Annotated in this window: 16 protein-coding genes and 1 pseudogene; 8 read left to right on the forward strand and 9 right to left on the reverse strand. The window is 63.0% G+C overall.

Annotation, left to right across the window (positions count from 1 at the left end; genetic code table 11):
- Positions 1 to 188: 188 nt before the first annotated feature.
- Positions 189 to 1,091 carry a histone deacetylase family protein gene (locus KQ659_RS06350; protein ID WP_216689634.1) on the reverse strand — a complete coding sequence of 301 codons (903 nt, stop codon included), beginning with the start codon at positions 1,089 to 1,091 and terminating at the stop codon, positions 189 to 191.
- A gap of 173 nt (positions 1,092 to 1,264) precedes the next feature.
- On the opposite strand from KQ659_RS06350, the gene KQ659_RS06355 reads away from it, so the two are divergent.
- The 3 genes and pseudogenes from KQ659_RS06355 to KQ659_RS06365 form a co-directional block, all read left to right on the forward strand.
- Positions 1,265 to 1,768 carry a transposase family protein gene (locus KQ659_RS06355; RefSeq protein ID WP_216689632.1) on the forward strand — a complete coding sequence of 168 codons (504 nt, stop codon included), beginning with the start codon at positions 1,265 to 1,267 and terminating at the stop codon, positions 1,766 to 1,768.
- A gap of 5 nt (positions 1,769 to 1,773) precedes the next feature.
- Positions 1,774 to 2,205, forward strand: coding sequence for a transposase family protein (locus KQ659_RS06360; protein WP_332875081.1), 432 nt, complete (start codon positions 1,774 to 1,776; stop codon positions 2,203 to 2,205).
- Positions 2,206 to 2,587: 382 nt separating this feature from the next.
- Positions 2,588 to 2,997: pseudogene (locus KQ659_RS06365) on the forward strand (RtcB family protein); the annotation flags it as partial.
- Positions 2,998 to 3,327: 330 nt separating this feature from the next.
- Here KQ659_RS06365 and KQ659_RS06370 read toward each other — a convergent pair.
- The 4 genes from KQ659_RS06370 to KQ659_RS06385 all read right to left on the reverse strand — a co-directional run bounded on the left by KQ659_RS06370 (position 3,328) and on the right by KQ659_RS06385 (position 5,964).
- A complete protein-coding gene (locus tag KQ659_RS06370) occupies positions 3,328 to 4,533 on the reverse strand; it encodes a DUF4394 domain-containing protein (protein ID WP_216689630.1) in 1,206 nt (401 codons plus the stop codon).
- An 84-nt stretch (positions 4,534 to 4,617) separates the two neighbouring features.
- Positions 4,618 to 5,133 (reverse strand): MOSC domain-containing protein, encoded by a 516-nt coding sequence (locus KQ659_RS06375; protein WP_216689628.1) that lies wholly within the window; start codon positions 5,131 to 5,133, stop codon positions 4,618 to 4,620.
- A gap of 30 nt (positions 5,134 to 5,163) precedes the next feature.
- Positions 5,164 to 5,628: a hypothetical protein gene (locus KQ659_RS06380; protein WP_216689626.1), complete on the reverse strand. Its 465-nt coding sequence runs from the start codon at positions 5,626 to 5,628 to the stop codon at positions 5,164 to 5,166.
- A gap of 138 nt (positions 5,629 to 5,766) precedes the next feature.
- On the reverse strand, positions 5,767 to 5,964 hold the full coding sequence (locus KQ659_RS06385) for a hypothetical protein (RefSeq protein WP_216689624.1): 198 nt from the start codon (positions 5,962 to 5,964) through the stop codon (positions 5,767 to 5,769).
- A 20-nt stretch (positions 5,965 to 5,984) separates the two neighbouring features.
- Here KQ659_RS06385 and KQ659_RS06390 point away from each other — a divergent pair, with 20 nt between their 5' ends.
- From KQ659_RS06390 to mutM, 3 genes are all read left to right on the forward strand, one after another.
- Positions 5,985 to 6,935 carry a M48 family metalloprotease gene (locus KQ659_RS06390; RefSeq protein WP_226915630.1) on the forward strand — a complete coding sequence of 317 codons (951 nt, stop codon included), beginning with the start codon at positions 5,985 to 5,987 and terminating at the stop codon, positions 6,933 to 6,935.
- A gap of 133 nt (positions 6,936 to 7,068) precedes the next feature.
- A complete protein-coding gene (locus KQ659_RS06395; RefSeq protein ID WP_216689622.1) occupies positions 7,069 to 7,983 on the forward strand; it encodes a PhzF family phenazine biosynthesis protein in 915 nt (304 codons plus the stop codon).
- 206 nt (positions 7,984 to 8,189) lie between these two features.
- Positions 8,190 to 9,044, forward strand: coding sequence for a DNA-formamidopyrimidine glycosylase (gene mutM / locus KQ659_RS06400; RefSeq protein ID WP_216689620.1), 855 nt, complete (start codon positions 8,190 to 8,192; stop codon positions 9,042 to 9,044).
- Between the two features lie 101 nt (positions 9,045 to 9,145).
- Here mutM and KQ659_RS06405 read toward each other — a convergent pair whose 3' ends face one another.
- The 4 genes from KQ659_RS06405 to KQ659_RS06420 all read right to left on the reverse strand — a co-directional run bounded on the left by KQ659_RS06405 (position 9,146) and on the right by KQ659_RS06420 (position 12,541).
- Positions 9,146 to 10,012, reverse strand: coding sequence for a tetratricopeptide repeat protein (locus KQ659_RS06405; RefSeq protein WP_216689618.1), 867 nt, complete (start codon positions 10,010 to 10,012; stop codon positions 9,146 to 9,148).
- Positions 9,984 to 10,472, reverse strand: a complete 489-nt coding sequence (locus KQ659_RS06410) for a hypothetical protein (RefSeq protein WP_216689616.1) — start codon at positions 10,470 to 10,472, stop codon at positions 9,984 to 9,986. The genes KQ659_RS06405 and KQ659_RS06410 overlap by 29 nt, the downstream gene beginning before the upstream one ends.
- 109 nt (positions 10,473 to 10,581) lie before the next feature.
- Entirely contained in the window at positions 10,582 to 11,010 is a 429-nt protein-coding gene (locus tag KQ659_RS06415; protein WP_216689615.1) for a hypothetical protein, read from the reverse strand.
- Positions 11,011 to 11,497: 487 nt separating this feature from the next.
- Positions 11,498 to 12,541, reverse strand: coding sequence for an SDR family NAD(P)-dependent oxidoreductase (locus KQ659_RS06420; protein ID WP_216689613.1), 1,044 nt, complete (start codon positions 12,539 to 12,541; stop codon positions 11,498 to 11,500).
- Positions 12,542 to 12,730: 189 nt separating this feature from the next.
- Here KQ659_RS06420 and KQ659_RS06425 point away from each other — a divergent pair, with 189 nt between their 5' ends.
- Positions 12,731 to 13,234: a hypothetical protein gene (locus KQ659_RS06425; RefSeq protein WP_216689611.1), complete on the forward strand. Its 504-nt coding sequence runs from the start codon at positions 12,731 to 12,733 to the stop codon at positions 13,232 to 13,234.
- Positions 13,235 to 13,331: 97 nt separating this feature from the next.
- Positions 13,332 to 14,369: a bile acid:sodium symporter family protein gene (locus tag KQ659_RS06430; RefSeq protein ID WP_216689610.1), complete on the forward strand. Its 1,038-nt coding sequence runs from the start codon at positions 13,332 to 13,334 to the stop codon at positions 14,367 to 14,369.
- The last annotated feature ends 218 nt before the right edge of the window (positions 14,370 to 14,587 follow it).

Genomic DNA, 14,587 nt, shown 5'->3' on the forward strand with positions numbered 1-14,587 from the left:
CGTTAAGTTCTACTGTCGTCGCCCTCCCCGTGCGCCTCATCCCCCGGCCCCTTCTCCGAAAAGTAGAGGGGGAGCCACGGCGGCGCGCTCAAAAAGTGGTTTGCAAGGTCATCCCCCGGCCCCTTCTTCTTTTCGGAGAAGGGGCCGGGGGATGAGGCGCACGGGGAGGGGCCGGGGATGGGGTGAATTTACGGCCACAGCTCAAAGGCCACCCGAAACGTGTTGCAGTGCGCGTCCACGATATCGGCCAGCCGCTCGGAGTAGCCGCCGCCCATGCTCACTGCCACCGGCAGGTGGCGGGCGTGGCACAGGCCCAGCACCAGCTCGTCGCGCCGCCGGCAGCCGGCGGGCGTGAGCGCCAGCTTGCCCAGCTTGTCCGTCGCCAGCACGTCCACCCCCGCCTGGTAGAAGATGAAATCGGGCCGCACGCGCTCCACCAGTGGTCCCAGCGTAGCCGCAAGCTGCGCCAGATATGCTGCATCATCGGTGCCCAGCGCCAGCGCAACATCCAGGTCCGACTGCTCCTTGCGCAACGGGTAATTGGCTCCGGCGTGCATCGAGAATGTGAACACGCGCGGCTCGTTGCGGAAAATGGCCGCCGTGCCATCGCCCTGGTGCACGTCAAGGTCCACAATCAAAACTTGCCGGGCCAGTCCGTGCGCCAACAGGTGCGCGGCGGCAATGGCCTGGTCGTTGAGCACACAGAAACCTTCGCCCCGGTCGGCGAAGGCGTGGTGGGTGCCGCCGGCCAGGTTCAGGCCGATGCCGTCGCACAAGGCATGCAGGGCCGATTGCAGCGTGCCCGCGCTGCTGCTCAGCGAGCGGCGCACCAGCTTTGGGCTTTGCGGCAGGCCCAGGCTGCGCACTTCGCGGGGCATGAGTTGGAGGTCGCGTACGCGGTGCCAGTAGTCGGCGGTGTGCACGCGTAGCACATCGGCCTCGGCGCAGAGGCCGGGCTCGTAGAAATCGGCCGGCTCGGCAATGCTCTGCCACAGGAGCTGCTCCCGAATCAGGGCGTATTTGGCGATGGGGAAGCGGTGGCCGGCGGGCAGGTCGAGGGTGTAGTGGTCGGAAGTGGCGAGGCGGGGCATACGTCGCAGGTACTAGTAATCCGGGGCAGATGTTTTAATTCGTTCAAGAACTCCAGCACAATGTAGAGACGCAAGGATGCGTCTCTACATTGGCAAACTGAATTGCTGAATAGTAATGCTGATGCGGTAAAGCTAGTTATGTTATCCCGTGAGGCGAGGCCGTATTTTTGAGGATGAATTATGTGGCCCTGCGCGAGCGGCCGACGCAGTTTTTGGCCTTGACCAGCCTGCTGCCCGCCGAATTTGATGACCTGCTCACTGACTTTACGCCCCGTTGGGAGCGCTACCACCGCTACCATACCCTCGACGGCGACCGGCGGCGCATCCCGGCGCACCGGGAACGGGCCAACGCCACCTTAGCGGGCACCGACACGAAGCTTTTTTTCTTGCTGACCTACCTCAAAACCAATTTCTTGCAGCAGCACCAGGCTACCAGCTTCGGCGTGTCGCAGACCCGCGTGAGCCGCCTGGCGGGCCCCTTGCTCGACGTGCTCAACCAGACGCTGGCCGCCCGGCACCTGCTGCCCGTGCGCGACGGGGCGCAGCTGGCCCAGTGCCTGGCCGCGCACCCGGTGAAGGTCTTCACCTGCGACGGGGTGGAGCGCGGCATTCCGCGCAACGCCGACCGGGCAGCACAGGAAGAAGAGTACAGCGCCAAAAAAAAGTCCACGCCCTGAAAAACATCACCTTATCCGACGATACGCAGTACCTGCACGATCTTTCGCCCACCGAGTCCGGGCGGGTGCACGACAAAAAAATGGTCGACCTCTACCCCCTGTGCCTGCCGGTCGGCAGCGTGCTGCGGCAGGATTTGGGCTTCCTCGGCCATCGGCCGCCGGGGGTGCTCATCGAGATGCCCCATAAGAAGCCGCCGAAAGGCGAGCTGATCTTTTCCCAGCTGCTCTACAACCAGTTGCTCAGCCCGTTGCGGGTGGTCATTGAACACGTCCACAGCGGCATCAAGCGCTTACGGATGGTCCGCGACAAGCTGCGCCTACGCGGCGACTGGTTTCGCGACACCGTGATGGTGGTGGCTTGCGGACAGCACAACCTGCGCGTCCGCAGCCAACACCGGGCTTATCTCACACACGCACCCGCCAATCTTGACAAGTAATCCGCACAAGCTTTAGTATTTACGCCAGTACACGAAAAAAGGCAGATGCTAGGCAGCCACAGCACCCGACGAATGGTATCCTTCCGTTAATTCCCTTTCCAGCTGATAAGCGTTCAACCTAGGCCCGTTTCTGAGCGTTTTCCGGCTACTCCCTCTCACCACCACCACCCACAGCAGCAGCCAGCGCCCACCATAGCCAGCCGCCTACACCATACGCCCAACCTGCCAAAGTGCAACCTTGCCCGTACTGGCACCCTATCCCATAACAGCCGCTTACCTATCCAACAAAACCCGCAAAAAGTTGGATGCCCCAAAATAAAGCACTGCATTAAAACTTATGGTAAATTTATAATCAATACTTTACAAGCATTATATCGAATCTATGTTGAACTACCATCACAACCTCGCCTGGAAGGAGCGGCTGGCCGATGGCCGCGAGGTCATCACCCACCGCAAGGGGGCTACGCCGGCCGGCACGGGCGTGCTCGGCATCATACCCGGCTCGATGACGGCCCCCGGCTTTATTGTGCGGGGCGGAACGGGGCCGGGTCGCTGCCTTCGGCTTCGCACGGGGCGGGGCGGTTCATGTCGCGCACCCGCGCCAAGGCCGACCTGGGCGAAAGCCAGGTGCGCAAGTACCTCGCCGACCACGGCATCGAGCTCATCGGCGGAGGGCTCGACGAAGCTCCCATGGCCTACAAATATATCTACGCCGTGATGGCCAGCCAGCACGAGCTGGTGGACGTGCTGGGCTCCTTCACGCCCAAAATCGTGCGGATGGACGGGGCCTGATGGCTGGTTTCTCGTTGCTGGTTGGTTTTTATCCTGAAAAACGGCTCAATAGCGTCCAGCCAGATACTAGAAACCAGAAACAAAAGCTCCTGCTTCAGCAGCAACTGCGTTGCAGCAGTTAATTCCCCCGCAATCCGAACGACCGGTGCCGTGCGTACATAGCTGCGTGTCTCTTACAGGGGACAGTTGTTTTCATAGCTCGGAAAGCCTCTCGCCCTTGGCGGGAGGTTTTTTAATTACAGGGAAATGGTATCCCACAGCACAACGCCCTAGCCAATGCAGCCGTGGCGTTGTGCTTTTTATCTCAGAAAGGACGGGTAGCAGCAGGGGTTATTGCACCATCAGTCGCTTGGCCACGAGGCCAGCCGCCGTGCGGGCCTGCACCGAATACACGCCGGGGGCAAGGCCGGCCAGCGGCAGGTCAAGGGCTTCGGCGGGGCCGGCGGCCAGGGTGCGCGTGAGCACCGGGCGGCCCAGGTTATCGGTCACGGTTACCAGCGTGGGCTGGTTGCCGCGCAGGGTGGCGGGCAGGAGCAGGGTGGCCGTGCCCCGGGCCGGATTGGGGTACACCGCCGCCAGCCGTGCCAGGGCGGCCGGGGCTGTGGCCAGCGGCGCACCAATGCCCACCGCAATGTCGCGGATAACGAAGGGCACTACTGCCGGTACCGTGTTACCCACCAGCGTGGCCAGGCCGGTTGTCAGATTGAAGCGGTAGAAGTTGCTGCTGCCGCCAGCCGTCACCTCCATCAGGAAGCCTTCGTTGCGGTTGAGGCCGGCATTGAAATAAATATCGAAATCGATGGCCTGCGGCGACCCAATGCCATACGTGCCCGACGGCACCTGCAGCATCACCGTAACCGGGGCTGTGAGTACGCCGCCATTGGGCGGGCTCACTACCGAAAGCAGGCCGTTATTCAGCTCGTCGAAGGCGTAGAGTGTGGTGTTGGTCGCGCCGGGAAAGGCGTTGGTGTAGGCCACGGCCCCAATGCCGGGCGTGGCCGGGGAGCCGCTGGCATAGGTCAGGTTGGTATCGGTGCCGGCCAGCGCGCCGGTGCTGGGGCTGAGGCGGTAGTTGGCGCGGGTAGTGCTCACCACCCGAATCAGGTCGGCCAGGGGGTTGAAGTCGAAGCCGATGCGGGCGGTGCGGCGGCCCAGCTCCAGGCGCAGGGCGGGCGCTACCGGTGTGGCGGCCCCGCTGGTCAGGTTCAGGGTGTAGAGCTGGGCATTGGGGGCGGGGGCCAGGGCGGCCGTGTCGTAGCCCAGGGCGTAGAGCTGGGCGTTGGCAGGCCGGAAATCCATGCCTACCAGGCTCTGGCCGGCCGCCACGCCGGCCACGGTAGCGGGCGTGCCCACGGCCATGCCATTGGCCACATTGATGGCAACCAGGCCCTGCGACCCGGCCGGCGAGCCCAGATAGGGAGCCGTGAGCGTGCCCAGCCCATACACCGTCTGGCCCAGAGCGACGGGGCCGGCCAGCACGACCAGGCCCAGCAAAATACCGGCCCGCCCGGAAAACGAACGTAAAGAAGTAGCCATAAAAATCGGAGCGATAACGGGTGAAATGCCTGTTCTGCAAACGGCTACCCGCTGCCGAAAGTTACTGGCCCGGGCCTGCGCCGGCTACGCCACTACCCGCACCGCATCGCCCACCCGAATGATGCCGCCCTGCGCAATGTGGGCCGTGAGGCCGCCGTGCCCGCGCATGGCGTTGTAGCCGCCGGGGCCCAGCTCTTCCTCCATGCGCGAGCAGGGGTGGCACTCGCCGGTGATGTCGAGAATAACCTCATCGCCGATGTGAATCTGACGGTTTTTCAGGGCCAGCAGGTTCAGACCGCTCACCACTAGGTTGCGGCGCAGGCGGGCAGGGTCCAGCGGCGCATCCAGCCCCAGGTAGCCCGCCACCGCCGCTAGGTGCTCGTGCTGAATAAGCGTGACCTGCCGCTTGCCGCCCGCCTTGGGCCGGGCGTGGTCGCCGAGCATGTGGGAGTCGGTTTTTAATTCGACTTCGGGCACTGACACCAGTGGCTCGCGACGCAGCGGGCGCTGGCCAATCCAGGTCACGCGGCCGGTTTGGGGCAGGGTGCCCAGCAGGCGCGCCACCGTCGATTTATCGTCGCCAAAAAAAGGAAAAGCCATGCGAAAGGGACGGGGCTTGGTTGTGGGATATTACAGCTCGTCGGGAGTGCCAAAGCCCTCCCGGATTTCGGTATGCCGAATCTGGCCGCCGAGGTTGCCGGCCCGGGCCAGCAGGCCGAAGCTAAGCACGGCCGTTGCCAGCGCCGCCAGCGTCAGCAGGCGGGCTTTGGGCGACCCATTCTTCAGCAGCAGCAACCCGAACAGGGCCATTGCCGCCGCTGCCTCCAACACCCAGAAACCCAGCTCGGCCGCCGCCTCGTGGTTCTGGATGAGGGCGCGGCTCACGCGGGGCAGGTTGAGGGCAATGGCCGCCGCACCCTCGCCCGTAAGCTGGGCCGGCAGGCACAGCAGGCCGGCGGCCAGCACGGCCACCAGGCCGGCTTTGGTGAGGTCGAGGCTGTGCTTTAGCACGCCCGCCGCCAGCAGCACGGCGGCAAAAAGGCTGCCCATGATGGGCACATGGTTGACAATGAGGTGCAGGTGGGCTTGGTTCATCAACGCTAAATGAAAACGGAATGGGGGATGGCGGCCGGAGGCGCAAAGCTACTCCGGGCCCGTGGGCGGCCGGAATCACGCAACCCTTTTTCCCGGGCAACGACTCTCCTTTAATGAACTGCCAGCGGGGTAAAATCGTTATTTAACCAGCCGGATATGTTGCCAATGGCGCAATAAAGCGGCCCCGCGTCGTTGGCTGATTTTCAGCGGCAATTCTGCGGCGCTTAACTGTTGGTTATGGCGGGCTTTACACCAGTATCCGCTTGCTAATAAGCCCGTCAGCGGGCGCTGAAAGCTGGCATTACGCTTGCCTTCAGATTTGTAATCAACAGTCATTTCCCTTCTCCTGCTTCGATATGGCTTTCCTCCCTCGTTTTATCAGCCGCCTGGTGGCTCCGCTGCTGCTTGTGCTGCCGCTGGCCCTGGCCGCTCCCGCGCAGGCCCAAACTGCCCCTGCGCCCACCGACGTTATCCGCGAAATCACCGATGCCGTGGGCCTCAAAGCCCGCTTCGAGCTGCGCGCCACCCGCGAAGTCGATAACGCGGCCGCCGTGGTGTACAACGGCAAGCGGTTCCTGCTCTACAACCCCGATTTTCTGAACTCCGTGAACCGCGCCGGCCACACCGACTGGGCCGGCATCAGCATTCTGGCCCACGAGATGGGCCACCACCTCAACGGCCACACCCTGCGCGCCGGTGGCTCGCAGCCCGCCGATGAGCTGGAGGCCGACGAATTCTCCGGTTTTGTGCTGCGCAAGCTGGGAGCCAGTCTGGCCCAGGCCCAGGCCGCCATGGCCACCGTGCCCGATGCCGACGACTCGGCCACGCACCCCGGCCGCACGCCGCGCCTGGCCGCCATCGGCCAGGGCTGGCAGCGGGCCAATTCGCAGCTGGTGGCCAGTGCCCGCGCGGCCGCGCCCTCGGCCGCGCCGGCCGTGGTAGCAGCGCCGCCGGCCCGCGAAACCTACGCCCGCCAGCCGGTGCGCCGCTACCCCACGGCCCAGGCCGATGACGAGGGCGAAATGGTGGCCGTAAGCCAGAAAACCGGTGGGGCCGTGCGCCTCGTGGGCCAGCTCACCTTCCGCAACGACCCCAGCCAGCGCTACTACCTCACCAACGCCCTGAAAGTGGTGCGGGTAGATGAGGACGACAACGCCGAAGTGGTGGGCCGCGTGACGCGCACCACCAACGAAACTTTCCCCTTCGTGCTCACCGATGGCCAGCAGCACCGCCTGTTCATCACGGCCCGCGGCGACGTGTACGACAAAGCCGGCCAGCGCGTAGCTAAGCTGCATGACACCATGTAAGGAGCCGTTTGCCCATAATCGAAAGCTGGCCTGCGTAATTGCGGGCCGGCTTTTTTGTGGGGCGGCGGGTTTGGTTCTGGCCGGCTGTTGTTCCTTCGCGGCCGGTTTCCCCATGTCCCCCATTCACTGCCTTATGTCCCAGCTTCCTTTTCTGCTGATTGATGCCTTCACCACCGAGCCCCTGCGCGGCAACCCCTGCGCCGTGGTGCTCGATGCCGACGACCTCGACCCTGTGCTTCGCCAGCGCCTGGCCCGCGAGTTCAACCAGTCGGAAACCGCTTTTGTGAACCGCGCCGCGCCCGGCAGCACCGAATTCACGGTGCGCTTTTTCACGCCGGCCGAGGAAATTCCGCTGGCCGGGCACCCCACCATTGCCACCATTACGGCGCTGCTGCACGCGGGCCGGGTGGCGCTGCCCGCTTCCGGCGGGGCCCTCACGCTCACGCTGCACCTGCTGCACGGGCCCATTCGGGTCGATGTACTGCCGGGTGCGGCCGGGGCCCCGGCCCTGGTCTGGATGACGCAGCGGCAACCAATTTTTGGGGCCATGCACGCGCCGGAAGCGGTGCTGCCGCTCTTCGGCCTCAGACACGATGACCTGCTGCCCGGCGCGCCCATCCAGACGGTGAGCACCGGCACGCCGCAGCTCATGATACTGCTACGTGACCACGCCGCCCTGCGCCGCGCTCACGTAGCCGACGCCGCCGGCCTGGGCCGCTACCGCGCCACCAGCGACTTCTTCAGTCCGCACCTGTTTTGCCTGGGCGGGGCCACGCCGGCGGGCCACACCTTCGCCCGCCACTTCGGCACCCCGCCCGACGTGTCGGAAGACCCCGTCACGGGCTCGGCCACCGGCGGCATGGCGGCCTATCTTTGGCACCACGGCTATATCAACTCGCCCGAGTTTATCGCCGAGCAGGGCCACGACATGGACCGGGCCGGCGCGGTGCAGGTTCGCATCAGCGGCCCGCGCGAGGCCATTGCAGCGGTGCAGATTGGCGGCACCGGCGTGGTGGTGCTGGAAGGCGGGCTGCGCGGAGGTTTGTAGGCAGGGAAGGCAACCGCGCCTGGCTTGTTTCTGTTAATGAGCCAGAAAAAGAATATCATGCTTCATCTGGCGTCCGCGCAGCCGAAGCATCTCGCGTGCAGTAGTAAACCAATCGATTGAGTTACTTCCCCGTGCGTCATGTTTCGGCTGCACTCGGCATGACGGCCTTTTTCAACATTCAACCCTCAAAACTCAACCCTTCCCAAGTGCCCGAGTTACCCGAAGTCGAAACCTACCGCCGCTTTATCGACGAAATTGCCGTGGGCCAGACCATTGCCGCCGTGCAGGTGAACGATGCCCACGTGCTGGCCACGCCTGAAGACCAGCTCCGTGCCGGCCTGGTGGGCCGCACCATCACGGGCACCAGCCGCTTGGGCAAAAACTGCTTTGTGGAGCTCGATAACGGCCAGGTGCTGGTGCTGCACTTCGGCATGACCGGCGACATCGGCGCCTACCGCGACGAGCCCGACGCCCCGCGCTTCACCCGCGTGGCCCTGCACCTCGACGATTCGGGCCTACGCCTGGCCTTCATCGACCCGCGCAAATTCGGCCGTATCCGCCTCGCTGAAAGCGCCGCCGCCCACCAGGCCGCCAAAAAAATCGGCCCCGATGCCCTCGCCATCACCGCCGCCGAATTGCAGGCCAAAATCAGCCGCCGCAAAACGCTGCTCAAGCCGCTGCTCCTCGACCAGGGCATCACCGCCGGCCTCGGCAACTGGATTGTGGACGAGGTGCTGTTTCAGGCCAAAATTCACCCCGAGCGGCTGGGTGCTTCGTTATCCTCAACCGAATTTAAAGCCCTCCACGCCGCCATTCAACTGGTACTCACCACGGCCATCGCCCACGAGGCCAACTATAAATATTTCCCCAAGAGATTCCTTATCCACGCCCGCGAGTGGGATGACTCGGCCACGCCCGGCTCCGACGCGCACACCTTCTGCCCGCGCCACCCAAAGGTGAAAATCGAGAAATACTACGTGGGCGGCCGGGCCACCTACCTCTGCCCGAAGTGCCAGCCTGCGCCCGCTTTAGTGCCTGCCGCCCAGGCCGCCGGCGGTTGAGGCCAGGCCGATGCCCGCCGGGTAATGCCCAAATCATAGCCAATTCCTGCGTTGACAGAAATTACATGATGTAAGATGTAAAATCTTTGTAAATCAATTGGTTAATCATTGATTTCCTTTAGCGCCTGCGTCACTTCGAACTCCGTTATCTGCTCCGGGTAGTTGGCGTAGAAAATATTGTCCTCATTCAGCCGGTAGCCGCCAATCAGGGCCCGTTGCGCGGCTTCCAGATGCTGGCGGGCCAAGGCTGGCTGGCCCTGCGCCTGGTAGGTGAGCGCCAGGTAATAATTGGCCTCCGGATGTTGCGGATAGGCTTTCAGGCACTGTTGTAAGTAGAATTGCGCCTGGGTGGATTGCTTGAGCCGGGCGGCCGTCACGCCGGCATAGAACAGCGTGTTGAAGTGAACCGGGCCCTGGCCGTCGGGGCCGCGCTGCAAGGCCATATCTTGGGCCAGCGCGGTTTCGGCCAGCTGGTAATGCCCCCGCTCCAGCTCACAAATACCCTCGAAAAACGGATACGTGTGGTCCATCTCGCGGCCGTTGGGCTTGAGCCTGGCCACGCGCTGGAAATCGGTAATGGCCCCGGTATAATCCTTCGTGAAAATGCACTTGAGGAAGCCCCGGTAGGCCAGCCAGCGGTTTGCATCGAGCGCCACGGCCTTGTCTACCAGTGGGAAAGCCTGGGCGTAGTCGCCGCATTTAATCAGTGGCATGGCCTTCTGCTGGTAGGCGTAAGCAATGTTGGGGCAGGCCGCAATCAGGCTGTCGCAATACTGCCCCCACTGCGGGCTGAGGTAGCTGACGCGGTGCGCGCCCCGGTCGAGGTACCGGGCCACGAGGCTGTCTTGGTAGGCTTTGCTGCCACACGCCGCCGCCAGCGGCGGGATGCCGGCGGCAGCCAGTGCCTGGCCATAGCCGCGACAAGCCGGAACCAGCAGGCTAAGGAATAACGGCCACCACTTTTCCATCGGTTAGCTTGAACGTTAAATAAGTGAAGTAGCTCACGGCGTGGTCGCTATAGGTGACCATCCGCCAGTCCTTCAGCGTTTTAAGAAAGGCGTACAGCTCCTGCACCAGCTCCGGGCGGAAGTGAATGGCCGCGTAACTCGCATCGGTTTGCAGCACCTGCGTCATCGGCTGCCGAAACCCCGCGCAATCGACCACAAAACGAAACGTGAGGTAGCCGCTGCCGCCAAATTTGCGGTTGCCGCGCTGTAAAAAGGCGGTGGCCTCGCGCACCAGTGTGGCCGAGCTGCGCGGGTACTTTCCATCCACGGCGAAGTAGGGCAGCGTCATGGTCCTTGCGCAGGCGGGGTTGCGGGTGGTGGTGGTGTCGAGGTATTCGCCGCCGTGGAATGGGAGGTATTGGGCGTGGGTGGATATGCTGTTTACAAGCAGCACTAGCCAGCTGACAAACAAGTATTTCATGCAGAGACTATTATTGCCCGGCTGGCATCGATGCGGCGCAGGCATTGTGAGAGCAGCCCGAGCGTGAAATCGCAATAAATGTATTGATGCGCTAACATGGGAAGGAGGGTCAATCGGGTAAGGGATACTGGTGCTTTGTCGCCTTTCGGTTGACCCGCTTGATTATATGGTCGGCCGAAGGATGAACTATTGTCCAGTAGGTGACAATGGCATCGTATCCGTTCGATTGCAGCCGTTGGGCTTCGGTAAGCACTATCAGGCTGGAGCCCCCGACGTCGTTACGCTTATACGCAGCCTGCCATTTTTTCACATCGTCGAAATAGCCACGTTTGCTGCTCAGCATGCCTCCTGCTTCACCCGTGATGAATATCAGGCGCTTATTTAGAAAGCTGAATTCCCCGCGCGTATCCTCATGGCGCGTGTTGAAATAGGCTGCCTCCTGCGCATTCAGCAAGGAACTGTTGTTGAGGCCGCAACTATCCAGCTTCTGCGCCGAGAGGCCGAAAGGCAACAGCACAAGCAAAAGAAGTAATTTCATAAGATCGCTGAACGTGTACCGAGAAACTAATGAACGGATGCCGAAGAAAAGTCTGTTTTTCTTTTTACTCCGTCCTCCCGCACCCACCCCCACCCATAATACCCCAGCCCCGCCACGCAAGCCCACTGAATGGCTGTGAGCCCCAGCCGCGATAAATCATCAGGTAATCTTGATAAAGCCCACCAGCAGTTGCAACAGTATACAACTGCTTAGAAACAGCTCAAATCGCCGCCCGTCGTCCAAGTGCTACTGCCGTGCCAGCAGCCACAATAGTAGCGTCAACAGCCCCGGAAACAGGATTTCGCAACTGTTAATGGCGTGGCAATGCCGCGACCGAAATCAATGCCCTAGAATAAGCTCAACGGAAATACGCAGGGCGCAGGATGCGCCGTAAAAACGAAAACCCCAAATAGGTAATTCGGTCCGCCAGAACAATCCGCTTGGAATCGTTTTGGCGGGCCGAACTGCCTATTCGGGGTATTTGGGCTTATAGCTCGTTGTTTTTTGCGGCGGCTTTGCGGGTGAGCGCCGTGAGGGGCGAGCGGGTAATGTCCGACTCACTCTCGAAGCCGGTGCGGCGCACGTTGGCGGCCGGGCTTTCGCCGGTGGCGGGCAGGGCGCGGTTCATCCAGCTCAGAATGTCGGTGGTGGTGCCGGGCAGCAGGCCGTGGAAGGCCGCCAGAAACTTGGCGGGCAGCGACAGAATGACCTCGCCGTCGCCCCGGCGGCAGGCGTTCCAGATTTGGCGGGCGGCCTGCTCGGCGCTGAGCGTGAAGCCGGGCAGCGCATCGGCAATGCTGAACCAGGCAAACGCCTTCTGCTGCTGGCCCTTCACCAGCGCGTGGTCCTGGCTGCCGGTGCGCAGCAGGCCAGGGCACACGGTGGTCACCGAAATGCCGTGCTGGCGCAGCTCGGCCCGGAAACCTTCGGACAAGCCCACCAGCGCAAACTTGCTGGCGCTGTACGGGGCCATGTGGGGCAGCGCCACCTTGCCGCCCAGCGACGAGATATTGACGATGCGACCCGCGCCGCGCCGCCGCATGCTGGGCAGCACCGCCTGCATGGCGTGCAGCGCCGCCCAGAAGTGCACGGCCATCGACTCCTCAAAGTCGCGCGAATCCATGTTGTCCAGTGGGCCGGCGGTGATGATGCCGGCGTTGTTCACGAGTACATCAACCGGCCCGAGACGGCTTTCGACTTCGGCTACCATCGTGCGTACCTCGACTTCGTTGGTGACGTCGCGGGAGAGCGTGAGCACGTCGGCCTCGGCGGCGCCGGCCATTAGCAGGTCCTGGCGGGCGCGTGCCAGCTCGGCTTCGTCGCGGGCGCAGATGGCTACGCGGGCGCCTTCGGCCACGGCTTGGCGGGCCAGCACGAGGCCCAGCCCGCGCGAGCCGCCGGTGATGAGCACCACGCGGCGGCTCAGGTCGTAGGAGCCCCGGCGGTTGCCCCACAGGGTGGCGGCCAGCGTAGCCGCGCCGAGGCCGGCGGCCAGCAGCCAGTTTGATTTCGAGCGTTTGGCTTGTTTCATAGTCAGTAGTATGGAAAAAGCAGCCCAAAGGTTGCAAGCTGAGCCGGGGAGGCCCGAATTTTCGGGGTTCGCTGGCACGAAAGATGCGTGGAAAGGCGTTCGGCACGATATGAGCCGGGCTTTTGGTCGATATTTACTCTTTCATAGCGCTATGTTTCCGGGCGCTGCTTTTTGCTTTTTCGCTTTTCTATGAAATTTTTGTTGCTCTCGCCGCTGCTGGCCCTGGCCCTGTTGTCGGCGGCTCCGGCCGCCCAGGCGCAGGCCACCGTCAAAACCAAGGTGAAGCCCGCCGGTCAGCCCAGCGTCAAAATCAAAATCACCGTGCCAGCCGAGCCCTTCGTGGTTTCGCCGCCCGATGCCGTTATCGATGCCAAAGCCAACGCCCTCACCACCAACATGCAGCAAAACCTGGGCCTCAACCCCCAGCAAACCGAGAAGGTGCGCGTCATCAATCGCCGCGCCGTAGAGCAGGTCGAAATCGGCCGGCTGCGCTACAAAGCCGACCCGCGCAAGCTGGCCGGCGTGGTAGAAAGTGCCGGCCGCTCGCGCCTCGAAGCCCTCAAAGACGTACTCAACCCCGCCCAGTTCGGCAAATACCAGCGCAAGCGCGAAGAGAAAATGGGCGTGCCCAATGCACAGGGCGTGCAGGGCAACGCCGCGCCCGGCCTGGGCGGCGGTGTTCCCAACGAGTAGGCCGGACCGCCCGTCATCCTTCGCTCCACTCAGGATGACGGGCGCCTTTTCGTAGCCCGGCCGCATCATCCTGGCCCGTCCGGCGTATTCTTGCGCTATGACTCCCATTCCGCCCGCTGCCCCAAACCGCTTTGCCGCCCTCTTATCCCGCGCCGGGCTCGACTGGTTTCTGCTGGCGCTGCTGGGTGTGGTGGCGCTGGCCTACTTCGCGCCCGGCCTGGGCAGTAAAGCCAGTCCTGTGCCGTGGCACGCCATTACGACGGTGGGCGTGGCGCTGGTTTTTTTCTTTTATGGCCTGAAGCTGAGCTTTGAAAAGCTGCGCGACGGCATGCGCAACTGGCGGCTGCACACACTGGTGCAGCTGAGTACGTTCGGGCTGTTTCCGGCCCTGGCGCTGCTGGTGCACCCGTTTTTTGGGACTGAAGGCGGCGAGCTGCTTTGGCAAAGTATTTTCTTTCTGTGCGCGCTGCCCAGCACGGTTTCCACGTCGGTGGTGATGGTGAGCATTGCGGGCGGCAACCTGCCGGCGGCCATTTTCAACGCCAGTATTTCCAGTCTGTTGGGCATAGCTCTCACGCCGCTGCTGTGCAGTTTTTTCCTGCACACCAGCACGGGCGGTGGCCAGCTCTGGAGCTTGGCCGTGCAGCTGCTGTGGCAGGTGGTGCTGCCGGTAGGGGCGGGGGTGCTGCTCAATTCCCGCTTCCACGCCTTCGCCGAGCGCCACAAGGCCGGCCTGCGCATCTTCGACCAGGTCACCATCCTGCTCATCGTCTTCACCGCCTTCTGCGATTCCTTCGCCGATGGCATTTTCAGCCGCTACCGCCCGGCCGATATTTTCAAGCTGGGCGCGGGCATGGTGGCGCTGTACCTGCTGGTGTTCGGCATCATCTGGGCCCTGAGCCGCGCCCTCCACTTCCCCCGCGCCGACCAGATTGTGGCCGTTTTCTGCGGCTCGAAAAAGTCGCTGGTGCACGGTAGTGTGATGGCCAGCCTGCTGTTTCCGGCCAGCGCCGCCACGGGGCTTATTCTGCTGCCGCTCATGCTCTACCATGCCTTGCAGATTGTGCTGGCCAGCAGCATGGCGCAGTATCTGGGCCGCCAGCCGGTGATAGAGCCGGCGATGGTCATCAGGTAAATACGAACAAAAAAGACCATCATGCCGAGCGCAGCCGAGGCATGATGGTCTATTGTCACGCTTTATCAGCGTTTAAGTACTGGGGCAGAAGTAATCGTATTCGAGTCGGGCCTGCTGGTCCGACCGCTCTAGGCGGTCTGACCGGTTGAAGCACCAGCGATTTCGGTTTAACGACAACCGGTCGGACCGCCTAGGGCGGTCGGACCGGAGCATACGCT

Source organism: Hymenobacter siberiensis (assembly GCF_018967865.2).
GTDB lineage: Bacteria > Bacteroidota > Bacteroidia > Cytophagales > Hymenobacteraceae > Hymenobacter > Hymenobacter siberiensis.